Annotated in this window: 15 protein-coding genes; 4 read left to right on the top strand and 11 right to left on the bottom strand. The window is 72.1% G+C overall.

Going from position 1 to position 21,508, the window contains the following annotated elements; genetic code table 11:
- Positions 1-89: 89 nt before the first annotated feature.
- Positions 90-713: a M48 metallopeptidase family protein gene (locus tag OG978_RS27105; protein ID WP_326767710.1), complete on the bottom strand. Its 624-nt coding sequence runs from the start codon at positions 711-713 to the stop codon at positions 90-92.
- A 219-nt stretch (positions 714-932) separates the two neighbouring features.
- Here OG978_RS27105 and OG978_RS27100 point away from each other — a divergent pair, with 219 nt between their 5' ends.
- Together OG978_RS27100 and OG978_RS27095 are read left to right on the top strand one after the other, a co-directional pair.
- Positions 933-2,078: a ThiF family adenylyltransferase gene (locus tag OG978_RS27100; protein ID WP_326767709.1), complete on the top strand. Its 1,146-nt coding sequence runs from the start codon at positions 933-935 to the stop codon at positions 2,076-2,078.
- Positions 2,079-2,119: 41 nt separating this feature from the next.
- On the top strand, positions 2,120-3,514 hold the full coding sequence (locus tag OG978_RS27095; RefSeq protein WP_326767708.1) for an ABC1 kinase family protein: 1,395 nt from the start codon (positions 2,120-2,122) through the stop codon (positions 3,512-3,514).
- Positions 3,515-3,565: 51 nt separating this feature from the next.
- Here the strand turns inward: OG978_RS27095 and OG978_RS27090 are convergent, their stop codons facing one another.
- The 5 genes from OG978_RS27090 to OG978_RS27070 form a co-directional block, all read right to left on the bottom strand.
- Complete coding sequence (locus OG978_RS27090; protein ID WP_326767707.1) at positions 3,566-3,781, bottom strand: hypothetical protein; 216 nt, start codon at positions 3,779-3,781, stop codon at positions 3,566-3,568.
- Positions 3,782-3,950: 169 nt separating this feature from the next.
- Entirely contained in the window at positions 3,951-4,274 is a 324-nt protein-coding gene (locus tag OG978_RS27085) for a hypothetical protein (protein WP_326770178.1), read from the bottom strand.
- A 32-nt stretch (positions 4,275-4,306) separates the two neighbouring features.
- A complete protein-coding gene (locus tag OG978_RS27080) occupies positions 4,307-4,675 on the bottom strand; it encodes a WhiB family transcriptional regulator (RefSeq protein WP_093549938.1) in 369 nt (122 codons plus the stop codon).
- Positions 4,676-4,848: 173 nt separating this feature from the next.
- Positions 4,849-5,184, bottom strand: a complete 336-nt coding sequence (locus OG978_RS27075) for a hypothetical protein (protein ID WP_326767706.1) — start codon at positions 5,182-5,184, stop codon at positions 4,849-4,851.
- A 165-nt stretch (positions 5,185-5,349) separates the two neighbouring features.
- Entirely contained in the window at positions 5,350-7,539 is a 2,190-nt protein-coding gene (locus OG978_RS27070) for an ATP-dependent DNA helicase UvrD2 (protein WP_442817751.1), read from the bottom strand.
- 263 nt (positions 7,540-7,802) lie between these two features.
- Here OG978_RS27070 and OG978_RS27065 point away from each other — a divergent pair, with 263 nt between their 5' ends.
- Positions 7,803-8,057 (top strand): mycoredoxin, encoded by a 255-nt coding sequence (locus OG978_RS27065; RefSeq protein ID WP_326767704.1) that lies wholly within the window; start codon positions 7,803-7,805, stop codon positions 8,055-8,057.
- A 75-nt stretch (positions 8,058-8,132) separates the two neighbouring features.
- Here OG978_RS27065 and nudC read toward each other — a convergent pair whose 3' ends face one another.
- The 5 genes from nudC to OG978_RS27040 all read right to left on the bottom strand — a co-directional run bounded on the left by nudC (position 8,133) and on the right by OG978_RS27040 (position 18,344).
- Entirely contained in the window at positions 8,133-9,080 is a 948-nt protein-coding gene (gene nudC, locus OG978_RS27060) for an NAD(+) diphosphatase (protein WP_326767703.1), read from the bottom strand.
- Between the two features lie 44 nt (positions 9,081-9,124).
- Positions 9,125-10,519 (bottom strand): dipeptidase, encoded by a 1,395-nt coding sequence (locus OG978_RS27055; RefSeq protein WP_326767702.1) that lies wholly within the window; start codon positions 10,517-10,519, stop codon positions 9,125-9,127.
- A gap of 87 nt (positions 10,520-10,606) precedes the next feature.
- Positions 10,607-14,059 (bottom strand): UvrD-helicase domain-containing protein, encoded by a 3,453-nt coding sequence (locus OG978_RS27050; RefSeq protein WP_326767701.1) that lies wholly within the window; start codon positions 14,057-14,059, stop codon positions 10,607-10,609.
- 122 nt (positions 14,060-14,181) lie between these two features.
- Positions 14,182-17,586 (bottom strand): ATP-dependent helicase, encoded by a 3,405-nt coding sequence (locus tag OG978_RS27045; protein ID WP_326767700.1) that lies wholly within the window; start codon positions 17,584-17,586, stop codon positions 14,182-14,184.
- A 338-nt stretch (positions 17,587-17,924) separates the two neighbouring features.
- Entirely contained in the window at positions 17,925-18,344 is a 420-nt protein-coding gene (locus tag OG978_RS27040; protein ID WP_326767699.1) for an MGMT family protein, read from the bottom strand.
- A gap of 221 nt (positions 18,345-18,565) precedes the next feature.
- Between OG978_RS27040 and OG978_RS27035 the strand changes: the two genes are divergently transcribed.
- On the top strand, positions 18,566-21,409 hold the full coding sequence (locus OG978_RS27035; protein ID WP_326767698.1) for a lysylphosphatidylglycerol synthase transmembrane domain-containing protein: 2,844 nt from the start codon (positions 18,566-18,568) through the stop codon (positions 21,407-21,409).
- The last annotated feature ends 99 nt before the right edge of the window (positions 21,410-21,508 follow it).

Genomic DNA, 21,508 nt, shown 5'->3' with positions numbered 1-21,508 from the left:
ATCCCGAATGTGAATGCGTCGCGCCAGGCTAACCGCAAAGTCCGACATCGAGCTAAGTCGGTACACACCCGGTACAGAATCGGTGGACGTCACTCACCGCGTGCGGCGGGCAGATGAGGCAGCCGGTCGGCCGCCACCACGCCCTCCAGGTAACCGCGTGCCCGCTCGGTACGGGGATACGCCTCCAGCAGCCGCCAGAAGCGCGGACCGTGGCCGGGGACGAGCAGGTGGGCCAGCTCATGGACCAGTACGTAGTCGACGACGTACTCGGGCATGCCCTGCAACCGGTGCGACAGACGGATGCTGCCCTCCGCCGGGGTGCAGGAGCCCCATCGGGTGTTCTGATTCGTCACCCACCGCACCGACGCCGGCCTGGCCCGGCCCTCGAAGTACTGGGCGGACAACCGCTCGGCCCGCTCGGCCAGTTCGCTGTCGCCGAAGATGCTCCTGCTCTCCTGCGCCGCGAGCTTGTCGAGCATCACGCTCACCCAGCGCTGTTCCTCGGCCTCCGACATCCGGGCCGGGATGAGCACGATGGTGCGGTCGCCCTCCCGGTAGGCGGAGACCGTTCTGCTGCGGCGATTGCTCCTGCGGACCTCGACCGCGCTCGTTGCCGAGGCGCGGGGCGGACGGTCTGCCGCGCTGCGCTGCTGGGTTCCGGCGCTGCGCGCGGGGGTCTCCCCGGCGAATCCGGGTGACGGGTCGGCGGGCACGCCACGACGTTACCCGGTGTCGGTGGGGGAAGTCCCGCCTCCGGGACGGTTCACGCTTGATCCACTCCACGGCATGCACCATTTGAACGACTAATACCCCATGCCTGTGGATAACTTTCTGCACGCTTCGACGCCTGCCTGCATTCTGACAACGGACCTCGCGAAGATCCGGGTCGCGGCCCGCGCACAGGAATCAAGAAACACAGACCGGGGGTAGCCGTGCATCCGATGTTGAAGCCCGCACTGCGCCGCGCATGGCGCAGCCGGGGCACCGTCCAATTCGGCGTGACTCACGCCCATGCGGTGAAGTTCGGCCCGCTCGATATCGCCACGGGCAGTTTTCTGGAACTGCTCGACGGAACGCGCGGCCTGCCGCTGCTGCGCGAGGAGGCCCGCACACTCGACCTGTCGGACCATCAAGTGGACACCTTGGTGGACCGTTTGGCGAACGCGGGGCTGATCGACGATGTGCGGTCCGCCGGCCCGGAGACCGATGCGTTACGCAACCGGCCCGACGCCCTGGACCGGCACCGCCCCGATCTGGCGTCGCTCTCCGTCGTCCATCCCGAACCGGGCGGCGGGATGCGGCGGCTGGCGGCCCGCCGGGCGATGCGCGTCCAGGTACGGGGGGCCGGCCGGGTCGGTGCCGCGATCGCGGCGGTGCTGTCCGGGTCCGGGGTGGGCCGGGTGGAGGTTCTGGACGGCGGCCACACCGAGCCGTGGGACGTCTCGCCCGGCGGGCTTCCGCCGGCGGCCGTCGGGGAGCGCAGGGACACCGCCGCCCGGCAGTTGGTGCGCAGATCCGCGGCGGGTCCCGCTCCCCGGGCGGCGGAGACGGCGGGTTCCCGGGCCGGTGGCGAGCCGGGGCTTTCGCTGATCGTGGTGGCCCCTCGCGACGGCCTCGCGGCGTACGTCCCCGACCCTCGGCCGGCCGAACCGTGGATCGCGTCGGGGACCCCTCATCTCTATACCGGGGTGATGGAGGCGACGGGATTCGTCGGGCCCCTGGTCCTGCCCGGGGGTACGGCCTGCGCCGGCTGCCTGGCACTGGACCGCGCGGGCCGTGACGAGGACTGGACCAGGATGCTGTCCCAGTGGCGGTCCGGGCGGCGAACTGCCGTGCAGGCCTGTGACCTGGGGCTGGCCACGGCGGTTGCGGGGCTCGCGGCCGCTCATGCGCTCTCCTTTCTGGACGGGGAGCTGCCCGCGAGCACGGGGACCCGCTGGGAGGCCGCGCTGCCGCTGTTGGACTGGCGGACCGAGCGGATGGGAGCGCAGCTCGGCTGTCCCTGCGGAGCGGCTGGGCACACTGAGAGGGAGCGCTCCTCCGGGACCGACGCGACGCAGGACACAATGGCCGGGTAACCGCCGCACGCGGTACGGCAGTCTGGGATTTGGAGGGGCTCATGTCTGATCTACCCCGGGGGGCGGTCACCCGTACCGCCAAGTTGGCCGCCCTGCCTCTGGGCTTCGCCGGCCGCGCGACGTGGGGTCTGGGCAAGCGGATCGGCGGGAGATCGGCGGAGCTGGTCGCCCGGGAGGTGCAGCAGCGCACCGCGGACCAGTTGTTCAAGGTCCTGGGCGAGTTGAAGGGCGGGGCGATGAAGCTCGGGCAGGCTCTGTCCGTCTTCGAGTCGGCACTGCCCGAGGAGGTCGCCGGACCGTACCGGGCGGCGCTCACCAAGCTGCAGGAAGCCGCACCGCCCATGCCCAGTGGCACCGTCCACGCGGTGCTGGAGGAGCGGCTCGGCGAGGACTGGCGGGAGTTGTTCCTCGAATTCGAGGACAAGCCGTCGGCCGCCGCCTCGATCGGTCAGGTGCACCGGGCGGTGTGGCACGACGGACGGAACGTCGCGGTGAAGGTGCAGTATCCGGGCGCCGGGGAGGCGCTGCTCTCGGATCTGACCCAACTCAGCAGATTCGCCCGCCTGCTCGGCCCGTTGATTCCCGGAATGGACATCAAACCGCTCATCACGGAGCTGCGTGACCGGGTCTCGGAGGAGCTGGACTACGAGCAGGAGGCACGGTCGCAGCGGGATCACGCCGAGGAGTTCGCGGACGACCCGGATGTCGTGATCCCCGGTGTGGTGCACCAGTCCGACCAGGTGTTGGTGACGGAGTGGATGGACGGTGTTCCGCTGGCCGACGTGATCGCGGAGGGCACGCCGGAGCAGCGGGACCGGGCCGGTCAGTTGCTGGCGCGCTTCCTCTTCTCGGGGCCCGCGCGCACCGGTCTGCTGCACGCGGACCCACATCCGGGCAACTTCCGGCTGCTGCCCCCGGACGAGGAGACCGGCGATGACGGGCAGTGGCGGCTCGGAGTGCTCGACTTCGGGACGGTGGACCGGCTGCCGGGCGGTCTGCCGCAGACCATCGGGGACTCCCTGCGGCTGACGCTGGCGGGCGATGCGGAGGCGGTGTACGAGCGGTTGCGCGAGGAGGGGTTCGTCAAGGACTCGATCGACCTCGACCCGGATGCGGTGCTCGACTACCTACTCCCGATCATCGAGCCGGCGCAGGTGGAGGAGTTCAGGTTCACCCGGAGCTGGCTGCGCAATCAGGCGGCGCGGATCGCGGATCCCCGCTCCCCCGCGCACCAGCTCGGCAAGCAGTTGAATCTGCCACCCGCCTATCTGCTGATACACCGGGTGACGTTGAGCACGATCGGGGTGCTGTGCCAGCTGGATGCGACGGTGCGGCTGCGCGACGAGCTCGAATCCTGGTTGCCGGGTTTTCTGTCGGCCGACGAGCAGGTGCCCGCGGTGCAGGAGTTGGCGGGCGACGCGCCCTCCGGCGCGTAGGTCAGGGCGTCACGGCCGGCTGTGTTCCCGCCGGGCAGGTCACCACCGGGGTCACCACCAGGCGGAGTCCAGACGGCTCTCGATCGCCCTGATATGGGTGCGGGCGCACTCTTCGCAGAAGTACTGGCGTCTGCCGTTCTCCACGGAGCAGATCCAGGTCGGCGCTGCGGCCTCGCTGTCGGCGGAGGTACCGCACAGGGCACAGGTGACGACTGCGGTGTCCTTCTGCGCGGGTTGCTGAATCCGGTGATGGGTCTCCTCGTCCACATCGTGACGATAGCGCCGTCGCCGCCCCGCCGCGCGGCACCACCACACAGCACGACCGCGGGGCCGACCCGTTCGGACCGGCCCCGCGGAAGGGGTACTGACTATGGGTACTGGTTGCTGCCGGGCAGAGCGGCTGCCCGGCAGCGGGTGCTGCTGGTGTTCGGCCTGACTAGTGCATGACCGCCATGGCCAGCGCTCGGCGGGCGCGCATCGAGGCACGCTCGGCCCGGCGCTGCATCCGGCGCGCGGTGACCAGGCGCACGGCCTGGCGCTGCGAGTCGGCCTCCCTCAGGCGGTCGTGCATATGAGCACGAGCCAGGGCTTCTGGGATGAGTTGCATCTCGCGGGTCCTGTTCTGACGCGAGTCGTTCGCGCCGATGATCGTGACGTTCGGTGTTGCGGAGCCGACGGGCTCATTGGTGGGGATGGACATTGCTGCCTGATTTCGGGGATCGTGGGTGTGGGGACGGTCGATGGTTCCGATGCGCTTCATGGGTTTGGGGGCCGTGACCCCCAGTCCGGCGGTCACGCCGCGACCGGGTTCTTGCGCGGACGGCCACGCGGCCGCTTGCGAGCGACGACGACGCCCTGGATGAAGAGCTCACCGCCCCAGACGCCCCACGGCTCACGACGCTCCTTGGCGCCCGCGAGGCAGGCCTCGACGAGCGGGCAGGTGCGGCAGAGGGACTTGGCGTACTCGACGTCGGCGGGCGACTCCGCGAAGAAGACCTCCGGGTCGTAGGAGCGGCACGGGACGGGCACGCCGAGGTTCTCGATGGCGTCGTCGAGCGCGGTGAGCGCAGTGAGGGGGATCAAGGTGGAGTCCTCCGTGAGGCCGGGCGGCGGGATCGTGTCGGAAGGCGGTACGGACGGGGCGTGCGCTTCGAGTTGCACGGTGGGTGGTGTCCTCGTCTGGTCGTTCCGGCCTGTTGGCCGGGTGGCGGCTGGTACCGGGTGTTGCTTGTCCCGAGGCTCCTTCGCGCTGTCTCGTCCGTTCGGACAAAACAAAAGGGCCGCGGATCCCGAGTGGGGTTCCGCGGCCCTGAAGGCGCCGGCCTGATGGTGGATCAGGCTGGATCACTCCAGGGTTCAGGCCCACGGAAGGCCCACATCGTGTGGTGCTGCATCGTCTGCTTCTTGGCGCCGGATTCCGCTCCCGCACCGACGGCCGCAAAGGCATAGGCCTGGGCCTGTCCCTTCGCTACTGCTGCTGCCGGTGCCTGAGCCGGTCGCTCATTGCGCTCCCGCACGGGGAGGCTCGCCGGAGACAGCGGACGGGCGGCAGAAATGCCGGACAGACCGGTGCCACGGAGCGAGGACTCGGAAGAGCAGGCGAGGCCGAGCGAGCAGGCGGAGACGACCGAAAGATCGGTCATTTTGTTGGTCTTGATGATGCTGATCACTTCAATCGCCTCCTCTCGGCGTCTCGGGCGGACCGGCGGGCCGATCCTACGTATTCGGATAAGTACAGCACAGGACCAGGGCTTCAGAGAAGTCGCTGTTCCCGTGGTTAAGAACCTATGGTGATGACTGGGGCAGGCGCAAACTATTTTTTCGACGAGTTTTTCTCACACCTCGTCAGCCGCCTTCCCGAGCACCTCTTCTACCGTCTCACCTGTACAAATGGCCAGGACAGCGGTTCCGAACCGGCCCAGCTTCCGCGCGCCGACCCCGGAGATCACCGCCAGTTCGCCCTCGCTGCCCGGTACGGCCTCGGCGATCGCCATCAGTGTCTTGTCGGTGAACACGCAGTACGCGGGCTGACCGATCTCCTTCGCCCTGACCGCCCGCCAGTCGCGAAGCCTCTCGTACAGCGCCTCGTCCATGTCGGAGGGGCAGTCCTCGCAGCGCATCAGCTTCATCTCGCCGGCGTCGGTGAGGGTCTTGCCGCAGACCCGGCACCGGGCAGGGCCGCGACGGCTGCGCTTGGCGACCGGTCCCGGGCCTCGTTCGATCCCGCCGCCGGCCGCGCCGCGCGTGCCGAGAGGCACCGAGCCCGGGCGCAGGCCGTTGAGGAAGCGGCTCGGGCGTCGTCCGGCGCGGCCGCCGGGCGAGCGGGAGAGCGACCACGACAGCGAGAGGTGGAGGCGGGCACGGGTGACGCCGACGTACAGCAGCCGGCGCTCCTCCTCGATCTGCTCGTCGGTCTTGGCGTAGGTGATCGGCATCATGCCCTCGGTCAGGCCGACCAGGAACACGGCGTCCCACTCCAGGCCCTTCGCCGAGTGGAGCGAGGCGAGGGTGACTCCCTGGACCGTGGGTGCGTGCTGGGCGGCGGCTCGCTCGTCGAGCTCCGCCACCAGGTCGGAGAGGGTCGCGCCCGGCCTGGCCCGTTCGAAGTCCTCGGCAAGCCGGACGAGAGCTGCCAGGGATTCCCAGCGGTCGCGCACCGCCCCTGAACCCGCAGGGGGCTCCGTGGTCCATCCCTTGGTGGAGAGCACCGCGCGCACTTCCGCGGGCAGTCCTTCCGCGTCGTCGAGCAGGGAGTCGTTGCCTCCGGCACGGGCGGCGCCGCGCAGGGCGACGCCCGCCTCCCGCACCTCCGCCCGTTCGAAGAAGCGCTCCGCGCCGCGCAGCTGGTACGGCACGCCCGCGTCCGCCAGGGCCTGCTCGTAGACCTCGGACTGGGAGTTGACCCGGTAGAGCACGGCGATCTCGCCGGCCGGGACTCCCGCGGCGATCAGATCGCGGATCCGGCGGGCGGTGCCCTCGGCCTCCGAGGGCTCGTCCGCGTACTCCGTGTAGGCGGGCTCGGGGCCGGGCTCGCGCTGCGAGACCAGTTCGAGCCGGTGCTCCGCGGCGCGGCCGCGGGCCTGGCCGAGCAGTCCGTTGGCCAGATGGACGACCTGTGGCGTGGAGCGGTAGTCCCGGACGAGCTTGACCACGGTCGCGTTGGGATGGCGGGTGCGGAAGTTCAGCAGGTGGTCGGGGGTGGCTCCGGTGAAGGAGTAGATCGTCTGGCTGGCGTCGCCGACGACGCACAGGGTGTCCCGGTCGCCGAGCCAGAGGTCGAGCAGCCGCTGCTGGAGCGGGCTGACGTCCTGGTACTCGTCGACGACGAAGTGCTGGTACTGGCGGCGGACGTGGTCGGCGATGTCGTGGCGGTCCTGGAGGATGGCGACGGTGAGAAGCAGCACGTCCTCGAAGTCGATCACCGAGCGGTCGCGCTTCAGCTCCTCGTACGTCGCGTAGATCTGGGAGATCTCGGCCGGATCGCGCGGGGCGTCGCGCTGGGTCTTCGCGACCACGGCCGGGTAGTCGGCGGGCACGGTCTGGGTGACCTTGGACCACTCGATCTCGCTGGTGACGTCCCGCAGCTCGTTGCGGTCGAGCCGGATGCGGCAGCGGGCCGCGGCCTCGGCGACCAGCTGGACCTTGCGCTCCAGCAGCCGGGGCAGGTCGCCACCGACCGCTTTGGGCCAGAAGTACTGGAGCTGGCGCAGGGCGGCGGAGTGGAACGTCCGTGCCTGGACCCCTCCCGCACCGAGCTGGCGCAGCCGTCCGCGCATCTCACCGGCGGCCCGGTTGGTGAACGTGACGGCAAGCACACTCGTCGGCTGAAGTATCCCGGCGCGCACCCCGTACGCGATGCGATGGGTAATCGCGCGCGTCTTGCCCGTACCGGCTCCGGCCAGCACACACACCGGGCCGTGCAGGGCCGTGGCGACCTCGCGCTGCTCGGGGTCCAGGCCGTCGAGCACGGCGTCGGCCGACTCGGGGACCTGCGGGAAAAGGGAGGAATGCGTTGCTGCTGTCACCCCGCCATGCTGCCAGGTCGGGAGAGGCGGACGCGGAGGTTGTCCACAGGGGGGCCGCATCTGTCGTACTAATGCGGGGTGGCGGCCCGGCTGATGCTGGGGAGCGTGTCCCGGTCGGCGCGGGGTGGCGGCGGGAATGGTGGTTGCCTCGCGTACGTTCCCTTTCCGTGCGGCGACGCACGGTCCAGCTTCTCCGCGTGACGGATGAGACGGATGCGACAGACGAGTCTGAGAAGACTGACGAGACCAAGGAGCGCGAAGACATGGCGGGCACTGTGACGATGTACAGCACCACGTGGTGCGGCTACTGCCGTCGGCTGAAGAGCCAGATGGACCGCGAGGGCATCACGTACAACGAGATCAACATCGAGCAGGACCCGCAGTCCGCGGCCTTCGTCGAGAAGGCCAACGGGGGCAACCAGACCGTTCCCACCGTCCTGGTGGTCGGCTCCACGGGTACCGAGGCCGTCATGACCAACCCGTCCCTGGCGCAGGTGAAGCAGGCGCTCGCCGTCTGATCCCGCCGCTCCCGCAGTACGGGAACGCCCCCTCCGGTGTTCGACCGGAGGGGGCGTTCCCGTACGGGTCCGGGGTCAGCCGACGCTGCCCGGCTTCGGCAGCGGCTTGCCGTACCAGAGCTCGATCAGGCGGGCCGCGATCGAGATGCCGAACGGGGGCAGGATCTCGCCCGATTCGAAGGCGGCCTTCAGGTCCTCGCGGGAGAACCAGCGGGCCTCCTCGATCTCCTCGCCGTCCACATTGATCTCGGCCGAGGTGGCCCGTGCCATGAAACCGAGCATCAGACTCGACGGGAACGGCCAGGGCTGGCTGGCGATGTACTCCACCTCACCGACCGTGACCCCCGCCTCCTCGAACACCTCGCGCGCCACGGACTGCTCGATCGACTCCCCCGGCTCGACGAAGCCCGCGAGCGTCGAGAAGCGGCCCTCGGGCCAGTGCACCTGGCGGCCCAGCAGGGCGCGGTCCTGATCGTCCGTCACGAGCATGATCACCGCGGGGTCGGTACGCGGGTAGTGCTCGGCTCCGCAGGCCGGGCAGCGGCGGATGTGGCCGGCCGCCGCGATGACCGTGCGCTCGCCGCAGCGGGAGCAGAAGCGGTGCAGGCGCTGCCAGTTCTCCAGGGCCACCGCGTGCACCATCAGGCCCGCGTCGCGCGGGCCGAGCAGCAGACCGGCCTCGCGCAGGCCGGCCGGACGGGCCGGCTGGTCCATGCGGCCGGGCAGGGAGTCCTTCTGGAGCGCGAAGTAGCTCACGCCGTCCTCGTCGGTGCCGAGGAAGTAGCGGTGGGTCTCGGTGACCGGGGCCTCGAAGGCCGGGGTCATGACGATCTCCGTACCGCCGTCGGCGGTGTCGTCGATCAGCACCTGGCCGCCGGAGACGACGAACACGCGGGTGGTCGGGTGGCTCCACGCGGCGGACAGCCATGCCTCGTCGAGGCGGTGGTGCGCCGCGCGGTCGATGCCGCTGGGCGCGGTGAGACCGATGGGCCGGTCTGCGGTGGCGTTGTCGAAGGTGCTCACAGGTGCTTCCTACTCCCCCGGGATGGTTCGGGTGTTCAGAGGATTCAGCGAAGTGCGGCGGCCAGTTCGCCCCACAGGTGCGCTGTTGTCTCCACGCCCTTGAGCAGAAGGTCGAGCTCGACCTTCTCGTTGGGGGCGTGCCAGCCGTCGGACGGTACGGAGATGCCCAGGAAGAGAACGGGTACGCCGAGCGCGTCCTGGAGGTCGGCGGCGGGTCCCGAGCCCCCTTCGCGGGTGAAGAGGATCTTCTGGCCGAAGGCCCGTCCCATGGCGCGGGCCACGGCCTGCAGGGCGGGGTGGTCCAGCGGGGTCAGGCAGGGGCGGGTGGCCGGAGCGAAGGTGATCCGGTGCCGGACACCGGCCGGGACCTGCGCCTCGGCCCAGGCCCGGACCACCTGCTGGATGCGGTCGGGGTCCTGGCCCGCGACCAGCCGGAAGCTGATCTTCACCAGGGCGGAGGACGGGATGATCGTCTTGCTTCCGGCGCCCTGGTAGCCGCCGCCGATGCCGTTGACCTCCGCGGTGGGGCGGGCCCAGATGCGTTCGAGCGTGGAGTAGCCGGCCTCGCCCGATGCCGCGCGGGACCTGGCGGTGCGCAGCCAGGTGGCCTCGTCGAAGGGCAGCTCGGCGAAGAGCGCGCGCTCGGTGTCGGTGAGTTCGGCCACACCGTCGTAGAAACCGGGGATCGCGACCCGGCCGTCCGCGTCGTGCAGTGCGGCGACGAGCCGGGCGACGGCGGTCGCCGGGTTGGGGACCGCGCCGCCGAACGAACCGGAGTGGATGTCCTGCTCGGGGCCGTACAGCTCGATCTCGCACTCGGCGAGGCCGCGCATGCCGGTGCAGACCGTGGGGGTCGTCTCGTCCCACATGCCGGTGTCGGAGACGATCACCGCGTCGGCGGCGAGCCGGGCGGCCCGCTCCTCGACCAGAGCGCGGAAGTTCGGCGAGCCGGACTCCTCCTCACCCTCGATCAGGAGCTTGAGGTTGACGGCGGGGGCAGTGCGGCCGGTGGTCGCGAGGTGCGCCCGGACGCCGAGGGTGTGGAAGAACACCTGCCCCTTGTCGTCGGCGGCGCCCCTGCCGTACATGCGGCCGTCGCGGATCACCGGCTCGAACGGGTCGGTGTCCCAGCCGTCCTCGCGGGCGGCGGGCTGTACGTCGTGGTGCCCGTAGACGAGGACGGTCGGGGCGTCCGGGTCGTCGGACGGCCAGTGGGCGAAGACCGCGGGGGCTCCGGGCGTCTCCCAGATCTCGGTGACCGGGAAGCCGGTCTCCTCGAGCTTGGCGGACAGCCACTCGGCGCTGCGTCGTACGTCCCCGTCGTGCTCCGGCTGAGCGGAAACGGACGGGATGCGCAGCCAGGCGGCGAGGTCGTCCAGGAAGGCTGTGCGGTGCTGCTCGGTGTACGTACGGACGGCGCTGTCCGGGGTGTCGCTCATGGCCTTGAGCCTAGTGCCTCGCCCGGCGGGGTCTTCCCGCCCCATGGTGGCCGGGGGCGGGTCCGGGCCTGATCCGCCGTACGGGCCCTACACCGTGGGCGGTGGCTCGTCCAGCAGGATCCGTTCCAGTTCCGCCCGGCCCGGGAGGCGGGTGGGGTGGACGGTCTCGCCGCTGCGCACGTACAGGAACGTGGCGGTGACGTCGGTGAGCGGCAGATCGTGCAGTTCCGCCCAGGCCAGTCGGTAGACCGCGAGCTGGAGGGGGTCGGCGGTGTTGGTGCGGGTGGTCTTCCAGTCGACGATCTCGTACGTGTCCCCGGTGCGGTACACCGCGTCGATGCGGCCCCGGATGACCCGGCCGGCCAGGGTGATCTGGAACGGCGTCTCGACGCGGTACGGGGTGCGGCGGGCGTACGGGGTGCGCTCGAAGGCCTCCTTGAGTGCGGCGAGGTCGCGCTCGTCGGCGATCTCGGCGTCGCTCCCGTCTCCGCCGGGCAGCTCGTCGGGCCCGAGCATGGGCAGCGGCAGCTCCTCGAAGCGGGACTCCACCCAGGCGTGGAAGCGGGTGCCCCGGCGGGCCGCCGGCTGCGGCGGCCGCGGCATGGGCCGGGCCAGCTCCTGGGCGAAGCCGTCGGGGTCGTCGGCCAGGCGCAGCAGCTGGGTGGCGGAGAGCGACGCGGGTACGAGGACGTCGCGCACGGTGGCGCGGGCGCGACGCAGTTCGCCGGTGAGGGCGTCGAGGTCGCGGTCCCAGGAGGCGAGGGTGCGGGCTTCCTCGGGGGTGAGGCGGCGCTCCCCGGGGGGTTCGGGAGTGCGGGCCGCGGGGACGTGCGGCGTGGAGGCGGGGGTCGGAGGGGGCTCCGTCGCCAGCACGTTCCAGTCGTCGGCCTCGTCGGGGAACGGGGCCTCGTCGGGGTACGCCTCGTCGTCCGGGAACGGGGCGTCGTAAGGGGCGTCGTACCCGTCGGCGTACGGCTCCGGGGCCTCGGGCAGCGACTCGTACGCATCCGGCACGCCCCCTGCCGTGGCCAGGGCCTCCAGGTGCGCCATCACCGTGTCCGCGGCGGCCCTGCGGCGGGTCAGCGCGGTGTCGTCGAGGGGAAGCGGCCACGCCTGGTCGGCGGCCTTCCGGTCGAGCGCCGGGTTCTTCTCGTCCTCGGCCGGTTCGTCGGCCCAGGCCTCGATCTCGCCGTGTCCGGCCGCGCAGTGCTCGTACAAGGCGTGCAGGAAGTCTGACGGGCCGCGCGGCTTCTTCTGGGACGGGCCCCACCAGTGGCCGGAGCCGAGCAGCAGGGTGCGGGGTCTGGTGAAGGTGACGTAGCCCAGGCGGAGCTCCTCGGTGTGCTGGTGCTCCTTCATCTCCTCCTTGAACGCCTTGAGCCCCTTGGCGTCCCAGGAGTGGACATCGGGGAGGGTCGCCCGGTCCCCGCGCAGGGCGTGCGGGAGGACCTTGGACTGGGCGGTCCAGGCGTCGCGGGACTGGCCGCTGGGGAACTGGCCGGTGACCAGGCCGGGCACGGCGACGACGTCCCACTCCAGGCCCTTGGACTTGTGGGCGGTGAGGACCTTGACGGTGTTCTCGCCGCCGGGCAGGGCGTTGTCCAGGCCCTTCTCGTACTGGACGGCGGTGCGCAGGAAGCCGAGGAAGGCGAGGAGGGTGGCCTCGCCGTCGACGGCGGCGAAGCGGGCCGCGACATCGAGGAAGTTGGCGAGGGTCTCGCGGCGGCGGGCGGCCAGGGCCTGCGGCGACGCGGAGAGCTCAACCTCCAGGCCGGTGGTGGCGAGGACCCGGTGCAGCACGTCCATCAACGGGTCGGCCAGCGAGCGGCGCAGGTCGCGCAGCTCGGCGGCGAGGCGGGCGAAGCGGATGCGGGCCTCGGTGGAGAACGGAAGGCCGTCGTCCTCCTTGCCGCCCGATTCGAGGAAGGTGTCCAGCGCGTCGGCGAGCGAGATCACCTCGGCCGGGTCGATGCCCTCGACGGCCTCGGCGAGGCGGCGGTCGGGGTCGAAGTCCTCGTCGTCGCCATGGGCGGCGCGGTGGACGAGGAGCCGGGCCCGGCGGCCGAGCAGGGCCAGGTCGCGGGGGCCGATCCGCCAGCGGGGGCCGGTGAGCAACCTGACCAGGGAGGCGTTGGCGCCCGGGTCCTGGAGCACCTCGCAGACGGCGACGAGGTCGGCGACCTCGGGAAGGTGGAGCAGCCCGGACAGGCCGACGACCTCGACCGGGATGTCGCGGGCCACCAGCGCGGCCTGGATCTCCGGGAAGTCCCCCGCGGTGCGGCACAGGACGGCGATCTCGCCGGGTGCCTTGCCGGTCCGCACCAGGTGGGCGATCGAGTCGGCGAGCCAGTCGATCTCCTCGGCGTGGGTACGGAGCAGCGCGCAGCGGACGATGCCGTCGCGCTCGGCGCCGGGGGCGGGGCGCAGCGCCTCGACGCCCTCGTGCATGGCGCGCAGCGGTGCGGCGAGGCCGTTGGCGAGGTGCAGGAGTCGGCCGCCGCTGCGACGGTTCTCGCTGAGGGAGTAGCGGGTGGCGGGGGTGCCGTCGGCGTGCGGGAAGTGGAGCGGGAAGTCGTCGAGGTTGGCGACGGAGGCGCCGCGCCAGCCGTAGATCGCCTGGCAGGGGTCGCCGACGGCGGTGACGGCATGCCCGGTCGTTCCCTCGGGGCCGCTGCCGAAGAGGGCGGAGAGCAGCAGGCGCTGGGCGACGGAGGTGTCCTGGTACTCGTCGAGCAGCACGACCCGGAATTCGTCGCGCAGGATCGTGCCGACCTCGGGGCGGGTGAGCGCCAGCTCGGCGGAGAGGGCGATCTGGTCGCCGAAGTCGAGGAGGTCGCGGCTCTTCTTGACCTCGCGGTAGCGCCGGGTCAGCTGGAGCAGCTCGCGGCGGGACTCGGCGGTCTCGGGGATCCTGCGCAGCTCGGCGTTGCTGAGCTTGGCGGTCTCCAGCGTACGGAGCAGCTCCGTGTCGTACCCGGCGAGCTGTTCGGGGCGTACGAGGTGTTCGGCGAGCTCGGCGTCGAGGGCCAGCAGGTCGCTGACGAGGGTGGGGAACGACCTGGTCAGGGCCGGGTAGGGGCCGGGGGCCTCGCGCAGTACGCGGGCGGCGAGCTGGTAGCGGGTGGCGTCGGCGAGGAGGCGGGTGGTGGGTTCGAGTCCGATGCGCAGCCCGTGTTCGGTGAGGAGCCGGCCGGCGAACGCGTGGTACGTGGAGATGCTGGGCTCGCCCGGGGGGTTGTCCGGGTCGATGGCGTCCGGATCGGTGACCCCGGCCGCGATCAGGGCCTTGCGGACGCGCTCGGCGAGCTCACCGGCCGCCTTGTTGGTGAACGTGAGCCCGAGGACCTGCTCCGGGGCGACCTGGCCGGTGCCCACCAGCCACACCACGCGGGCCGCCATCACCGTGGTCTTCCCGGACCCGGCTCCGGCCACGATCACCTGCGGGGCGGGCGGCGCGGTGATGCAGGCCGTCTGCTCCGGGGTGAACGGGATCCCGAGGAGCTCCTTGAGCTGCTCGGGATCGGTGATACGTGAGGACACCCCAGAAAGGCTAACCGGACGCACTGACAACGCATGGACGACGACGTGCGGGCCACCGGAACGGCGACGATGTGCGGGCCACCGGATGCCCGGCGCCCCGCTCGCTCCAGGAGGTGCCCCGCTCACTCCAGGATGTGGCGGCCCTCCGGCTGTGCGCTGCACGAGGCCCGGAAGGCGCAGTGCGTGCAGTGCTGGCCGGTCGTGGGGGTGAAGCGCTCGTCCAGGACCCGGCCGGCGGCGGTGGCCAGCAGGTCGGAGACCCATTCACCGGCAAGCGGTTCCTGCGCCTGCACCTTGGGGTGGGCATCGCCGCCCTCCTTCTTGGCGGCGGGCTGGCGCAGCTGTACGAGTTCGGCGCCGCCGGACTCGGGACGGCGGCCGTCGAAGACCTCGTCGACGGCGCCTTCCCGGACGGCCAGCTGGTACACGGCGAGCTGGGGGTGGCGGGCGACCTCGTCCTTGGTCGGGGACTGCTTGCCGGTCTTGAAGTCGACGACGTACGCCCGGCCCTCGGCGTCCTGTTCGACCCGGTCCATGGAGCCCCGGATGCGCACCTCGTACTCCCCCGCCTCCAGCGTCACGTCGAAGTCGTGCTCGCTCGCGGCGGGGGTGCGGCCGGTGCGGTCCATGACGTGCCAGCGCAGGAAGCGTTCGAGGGCGGCCCGTGCCTGTTCCTTCTCCTGCCGGGACTTCCAGGGGGCGTCGAAGACGAGCCCGTCCCAGACCGAGTCCAGCCGCTCCATCAGGACGGCGAGATCGGCGGGGGTACGTCCGGAGGCCACCTCGTCGGCGAGTACGTGGACGACGTTGCCGAAGCCCTGGGCCGCCGTCGCCGGGGCGTCCGCCTTCACCTCGCGGCCGAGGAACCACTGGAGCGCGCAGGTGTTGGCGAGCTGGTCGAGCGCGCTGCCGGAGAGGGTCACGGGCTGGTCCCGGTCGCGGAGCGGGACGGCGGAGCGGGTCGGTTCGTACAGGCCCCACCAGCGGTAGGGGTGGGCCGCGGGGACGAGCGGCTGGCCCTCGTCGTCGGTGAGCGCGGCGAGGCGGGCGAGGCGGCGGGCGGCCTCCTCGCGCAGGGCGTCGGAGGCTTCGGGGTCGACGGTGGTGGCGCGGAGTTCGGCGACGAGCGCGGCGACGGCGAGGGGACGGCGCGGCCGGCCGGTGACATCGCGCGGTTCGGCGCCGAGCTCGGTGAGGAAGCGGGACGGCTGGTCGCCGTCGTCGGCGGGCGCCTTCACCGCGGTGACGACCAGGTGTTCGCGGGCACGGGTCGCCGCGACGTAGAAGAGCCGGCGCTCCTCGGCGAGGAGGGCGCCGGGGGTGAGCGGTTCGGCCAGACCGTCGCGGCCGATCCGGTCCGCCTCCAGCAGCGAACCGCGGCGGCGCAGGTCCGGCCAGAGCCCCTCCTGCACACCTGCGACGACGACGAGGCGCCACTCCAGGCCCTTGGAACGGTGCGCGGTCATCAGCCGTACGGCGTCGGGGCGCACCGCCCGCCGGGAGAGGGTGTCGGCGGCGATGTCCTGGGCGTCGACCTCCTCCAGGAAGTTGAGCGCGCCGCGCCCGCCGGTGCGTTCCTCGGCGCGGGCCGCGGTGTCGAAGAGCGCGCAGACGGCGTCGAGGTCGCGGTCGGCGTTGCGTCCGCCCGCGCCGCCGCGCAGCGCGGCACGCTCCAGCCGGCCCGGCCACGGGGTGCCCGACCACAGCGCCCACAGCGCCTCCTCCGCGGTGCCGCCGCCTTCGAGCAGCTCGCGCGCCTTGCGCAGGAGCGCGCCGAGGCGCTGGGCACCGCGGGCGTACGCCGGATCGTGCGCGACGAGCCGTTCGGGCTCGGCGAGCGCTCGGGCCAGCAGGTCGCCGGAGGGTGCCGGTACGCGGTTCCCGGCGGCCCGCTCCTCGTCGCGCAGGGCGCGGCCGAGGCGGCGCAGGTCGGCCGCGTCCATGGAGCCGAGGGGGGAGGCGAGAAGGGCCAGGGCGGTCTCGGTGTCCAGCCAGGAGGGCGCCTCCGCGCCCTCGCCCGCCGCTTCCACACCTTCCGCCGCCTCCGGAGCCTCCCCCGCGCACGGCGTCTCCGGAGCCTCCTCCGCGCCCGGCGCACCCCGGCGCAGGGCCGCCGTGGCGACCGCGCGCAGAGCTGTCAGGAGCGGGGCCACCGCCGGTTCATGGCGCAGGGGAAGGTCGTCCCCGTCGACCTCCAGGGGCACGCCCGCCGACGTCAGGGCGCGGCGCAGCGAGGGGATCGTGCGGCCTCCGGCTCGTACGAGCACCGCCATCTCGTTCCACGGGACGCCGTCCTCCAGATGTGCCCGGCGCAGCAGATCGGCGATGTTGTCCAGCTCGGTGGAGGCGGTCGGGTAGGTGTACGCCTCCACGCTGCCGCCCTCGCGGACCGCGGCGAGCTCGCGGTGGGCGCGAACCTTCGCCGCGGGCAGCCGGGTCAGCGGCATCCGGCGGGTGAGCAGCCGGGTGGCGGCCAGCAGCTGTCCGCCGGAACGCCGCGAGGTGGTGAGCACGCCGACCGGGGCCGGAGCACCGTCCGCCCGCCGGAACGTCTCCGGGAAGTCGAGGATGCCGTTCACATCGGCGCCCCGGAACGCGTAGATCGACTGGTCCGGGTCGCCGAAGGCGATCAGGTCCCGGCCGCCCCCGGCGCCCGGGGCGCTCCCCCGGTTGCCGGCCAGCGCGTGCAGCAGCCGTACCTGCGCCGGGTCCGTGTCCTGGTACTCGTCCACGAACACCGCGTCGTACTGCCCCGCGAGCAGCGCCGACACCTCGGGGCGCTCCGCGAGCAGCACGGCCCGGTGCACCAGCTCCGCGTAGTCCAGCACTCCCTGCGCGTCCAGCACGTCCAGGTACTCGGCCAGGAACTCGGCGGCGGCGCCCCAGTCCGGCCGGCCGGTGCGGCGGGCGAAGGCGGCCAGCGCGTCCGGCCCCAGGCCCAGCTCACGGCTGCGGGCCAGCACCGCCCGTACCTCGTCGGCGAAGCCACGGGTGGTCAGGCAGGCCCGCAGCTCGTCGGGCCAGCGGATGTGCGCAAAGCCGTCCCGCTCCAGTTCGAGCTGGCCGGCGAGCAAATCGCGGACGGTGACGTCCTGCTCCGGCCCGGAGAGCAGCCGCATCGGTTCGGCGAAGAGGTCGGCGTCCTGGTGGGCGCGGACCAGTGCGTAACAGAAGGAGTGGAACGTGGTGGCCTGCGGGCCGCGGGCGGCGCCGAGGCGGGCGGCCATCCGGTCGCGCAGCTCCACGGCGGCCTGGCGGCTGAAGGTGAGCACCAGGACGCGGGCCGGGTCGCCGCCCCGCGCGATGCATGCGGCGACCGCCTCGACGAGGGTGGTCGTCTTGCCGGTGCCGGGTCCGGCGAGCACCAGGAGCGGGCCGCCGGGGTGATCAACCACCGCGCGTTGCGCTGCGTCCAGGAGAGGAGGGTCCACGGAGCCCGGCGGGGTGCGCACCAGTCGGTACGCGCCCGCGGCCCGCTGCCGTGTCTGACGGTGCGGACTGTGCCGGGTGAAGGAGGAGGAGCTCACGTGGATCGCCGGTCCTGGTGGGTGTACTGATGCTGAGGATGCGGTGCGTGCCGCGAACTTACGAAGCTACGCCAGCGGCGGCGCGATACGGGACGGGTGCGCTGCGTGCCTCGTCACGTTCCGGGGCGCGGACGCCGTTGCGTGTCTGGCCCGGCGCACGGCCGTGCTTTCCGTCACTCCGCGCGGCCACGATCCCGTCGCGTCACAGGCCACAGACCTGGTGGGTCACTTTCCGTGCACGCTTGATCACTTCCCGTAAGCCCTGGGTCTCTTCCCGGAAGTCGGGTACGTCGTACGGCCCCGGCGCCGCCCGCCGTGCCGCCGGATGGCGGAAGCTGTCAGTTGTGAGCACCTCCGCCCTTGTCCCGGTCCGCGCCCCTGCCCGCGGTGACGCCGTCCCACCGTGCCCGCTTCATGTCGAGGCGCGGCAGATGGCCCTCCGCGCCGCGCGACGCCTCGCGCAGCGGGGTGCTCTCCGCGCGGTAGTGGTCCAGCGCCCGCAGTTCGTGGCCGGGGAGCAGCGCCCCGTCCGCGCGCACCACGCGCCACCACGGCACCGCGGCCCCGTACAGCGACATGACCCGGCCGACCTGACGCGGGCCGCCGTCGCCCAGCCACTCGGCGACATCGCCGTACGTCATGACGCGGCCGGGCGGGATCAGCTCGGCGACATCGAGGACCCGCTCCGCGTACTCCGGCAGTGCGTGGCTCGTCGGGTCGCCGCTCGTCCCGTCGCCGCCCGTGCGGTGTTGGCTCATCCGGCCCATCCTGCCGTACGCCACCGACATCCCGGCCCGGTCCGTGTGCGTCCGGTCACAGAGCCTGCGGGCCGAAGCGAAGCGGCGTATCTTGCGCTTCCCATGTCCGTGCAGTGCACCCTGATGCCCCCCTGCGTCGCCGGGCCGTGCCACCATCGTGCGGGCGGTGACCGGTGATACGAGAACACGAAGACCAATCAGAGGCGACGAAGGAGCAGGGCGTGCAGCCACCGAAGGCGGCGGACGCCCCTGACGCCGAGCCGCAGCCGGACGCGTCCCACGCGCCCGCCGGAAAGCCCGGGAAGCCCGAAAAGCCCGGGAAGCCCGGGGAGCCTGGAAAGCCCGGTGCCGAGCGCGGCGAAGAAGTCCCCGGGCATCTGGCCGGCTCGACGCTCTCGACCGCCGCGGAGGAGCAGGCCGAGCGCGTCTCGGGCGACGAACCGCTGCTCCCCGCCCGGGTGCACCGCCCCTCCGACCTCATGCGGCTCCTCATCGGGGTCCTGGCGATCGTCGTCCTGTTCTCGATCGCCGCGTTCGCCCACGGCACGACCACCGGTCTCGAACAGGACATCAGCAAGGGCACCGGCCAGGCTCCCGACATCCTGATCAAGATCGCCGGTCTGGTCTCCAGCATCGCGGTGCTGCTCGTCCCGGTCGCCTTCGCCATCGAGCGGCTGATCAAACGCGACGGTCTGCGGATCGCCGACGGGGTGCTCGCCGCCGTGCTGGCACACGGCGTCACGCTCGCCGCCGACCTCTGGGTGGCCAATTCCGCCCCCGGCACCATCCAGGACGCCCTGACCCAGCCGCAGCCCGGTGACGCGCTCACCGATCCCGTACACGGCTATCTCGCGCCGGTGATCGCCTACATGACGGCGGTCGGCATGGCGAGACGGCCGCGCTGGCGGGTCGTGCTGTGGGTGGTGCTGCTGCTCGACGCGTTCGCCATGCTGGTGGGCGGCTACACGACCCCGTTCTCGATCGTCCTCACCGTGCTGATCGGCTGGACCGTCGCCTACGGCACGCTGTACGCGGTCGGCTCGCCGAACGTACGGCCGACCGGTCAGCACCTGATGGCCGGTCTGCGCCATGTCGGCTTCCGCCCGGTCAGCGCGATGCGCGCCGACGACGCCCCCGACTCGGGCGACCAGAGCGACCGGGGGCGCCGCTATCTGGTCTCCCTGGAGGACGGGCCACCGCTCGACGTCACGGTCGTCGACCGCGAGCAGCAGGCCCAGGGCTTCTTCTACCGGGTGTGGCGCAGGCTCACCCTGCGCGGCATCACCCAGCGCCGCTCCATCCAGTCGCTGCGCCAGGCCCTGGAACAGGAGGCGCTGCTCGCCTACGCGGCGATCGCCGCCGGGGCCAACGCGCCCAAGCTGATCGCCACGTCCGAGCTCGGACCCGACGCCGTGATGCTGGTCTACGAGCACATCGGCGGCTGTTCCCTGGACGCGCTGGAGGACTCGGAGATCACCGACGAGCTGCTGCACGGCGCCTGGCGTCAGGTGAAGGCGCTCCAGTCACGGCGGATCGCGCACCGCAGGCTCACCGGCGACGCCATCCTGGTAGATCGTTCCGGCAAGGTGTTCGTCACCGATCTGCGCGGCGGCGAGATCGCGGCCGGCGATCTGGTCCTGCGGATGGATGTCGCCCAGCTGCTGACCACGACGGGTCTGCGGGTGGGCGCCGAGCGGGCCGTCGCCGGGGCGCTGGAGGTGCTCGGTCCCGACGCCGTCGCCGACTGTCTGCCGCTGCTCCAGCCGATCGCGCTGAGCCGCTCCACCCGGGCGACCCTGCGCCGGCTCGCCCGGGAGCGCTCGCAGCGGGAGCGCGAGGCGGTGCTGGAGGCGTCGGACGCGGCCAAGCAAGCCAGGGCGCACGAACACGGAACGGAGTCCGAGGCGCCGGACGGAACGGCCGCCACCGGTGCAATCGCCGACCACAGGACCAGCGGCAAGACCGACCACAGGACCGGCCGCAAGGCGCTCCGCAACCAGAAGCAGGCCGAGAAGCGCGCCCTGGACGACGCCCTGGACGAGGCCCGTGAGGAGGATCTGCTCTCCCAGATGCGGCAGCAGGTGCTGCTGATCCGGCCGCAGGCACCGGTCGAGCCGGTACGTCTCGAACGCATCAAGGCCCGCACCCTGCTCAGCTGCATCGCCGGTGCGATCGCCGCGTACTTCCTCATCTCGCAGGTCACCCAGGCCGACTTCGGAGCCGTCATCGAGCAGGCGGAATGGGGCTGGGTGGCGGCCGCGGTCGCCTTCTCCGCCCTCAGCTACGTGGCGGCGGCGATGAGCCTGCTGGGCTTCGTGCCGGAGCGGGTGTCGTTCGGCAAGACGGTACTGGCCCAGGTCGCCGGCTCCTTCGTGAAGATCGTCGCCCCGGCAGCGGTCGGCGGTGTGGCGCTGAACACCCGCTTCCTGCAGCGGGCCGGGGTACGTCCGGGGCTCGCCGTGGCGAGCGTCGGCGCCTCGCAGCTGTTCGGCCTCGGCTGCCACATCCTGCTGCTGGCGGCCTTCGGCTATCTGACCGGTACCGAGAGGACGCCGTCCTCGCTCACCCCGTCCAGGACGGTGATCGCCGGACTGCTCACCGTTGCCGTGCTGGTGCTGGTGGTGACGGCGGTCCCGTTCCTGCGGAAGTTCGTGGTGACGCGGGTGCGGTCGCTGTTCGCCGGAGTCGTACCGCGCATGCTCGACGTGGTGCAGCGGCCGCAGAAGCTGCTGACCGGCATCGGCGGAATGCTGCTGCTGACCGGCCTGTTCGTGATGTGTCTGGACGCTTCGGTCCGGGCGTTCAGCGGTCCGGACGTGCCCCATCTCAGCTACGCCAGCATCGCGGTGGTCTTCCTCGCCGGCAACGCGCTGGGGTCGGCGGCGCCCACACCGGGCGGAATGGGAGCGGTCGAAGGCGCGCTGACGCTCGGTCTGATCGCGGTCGGCCTGCCGAAGGAGGTCGCGGCACCCGCCGTGCTGCTGTACCGCCTGCTGACGCTGTGGCTGCCGGTGCTTCCCGGCTGGCTCTGCTTCAACCATCTGACCCGCAAGGGCGAGCTCTGACGCCCCCTCAGCCGCCGGACGGGACTGCCCGCAAGGCCAGTCGGGCGACGGCGGGGCCGTCCGCCACCCGCTTGGACCGGTGTCCCGTGCAGCGGTCGG

It is taken from the genome of Streptomyces sp. NBC_01591 (assembly GCF_035918155.1).
GTDB lineage: Bacteria > Actinomycetota > Actinomycetes > Streptomycetales > Streptomycetaceae > Streptomyces.
This window is presented reverse-complemented; position numbering and strand designations above follow the sequence as displayed.

What these genes read in the sequence shown, in the direction of transcription:
- OG978_RS27085 (WP_326770178.1), bottom strand. Translation starts at nt 4,274, where the DNA reads ATGAAGCGCATCGGAACCATCGACCGTCCCCACACCCACGATCCCCGA.
- OG978_RS27095 (WP_326767708.1), top strand. Translation starts at nt 2,120, where the DNA reads ATGTCTGATCTACCCCGGGGGGCGGTCACCCGTACCGCCAAGTTGGCC.
- OG978_RS27065 (WP_326767704.1), top strand. Translation starts at nt 7,803, where the DNA reads ATGGCGGGCACTGTGACGATGTACAGCACCACGTGGTGCGGCTACTGC.
- OG978_RS27055 (WP_326767702.1), bottom strand. Translation starts at nt 10,519, where the DNA reads ATGAGCGACACCCCGGACAGCGCCGTCCGTACGTACACCGAGCAGCAC.
- OG978_RS27040 (WP_326767699.1), bottom strand. Translation starts at nt 18,344, where the DNA reads ATGAGCCAACACCGCACGGGCGGCGACGGGACGAGCGGCGACCCGACG.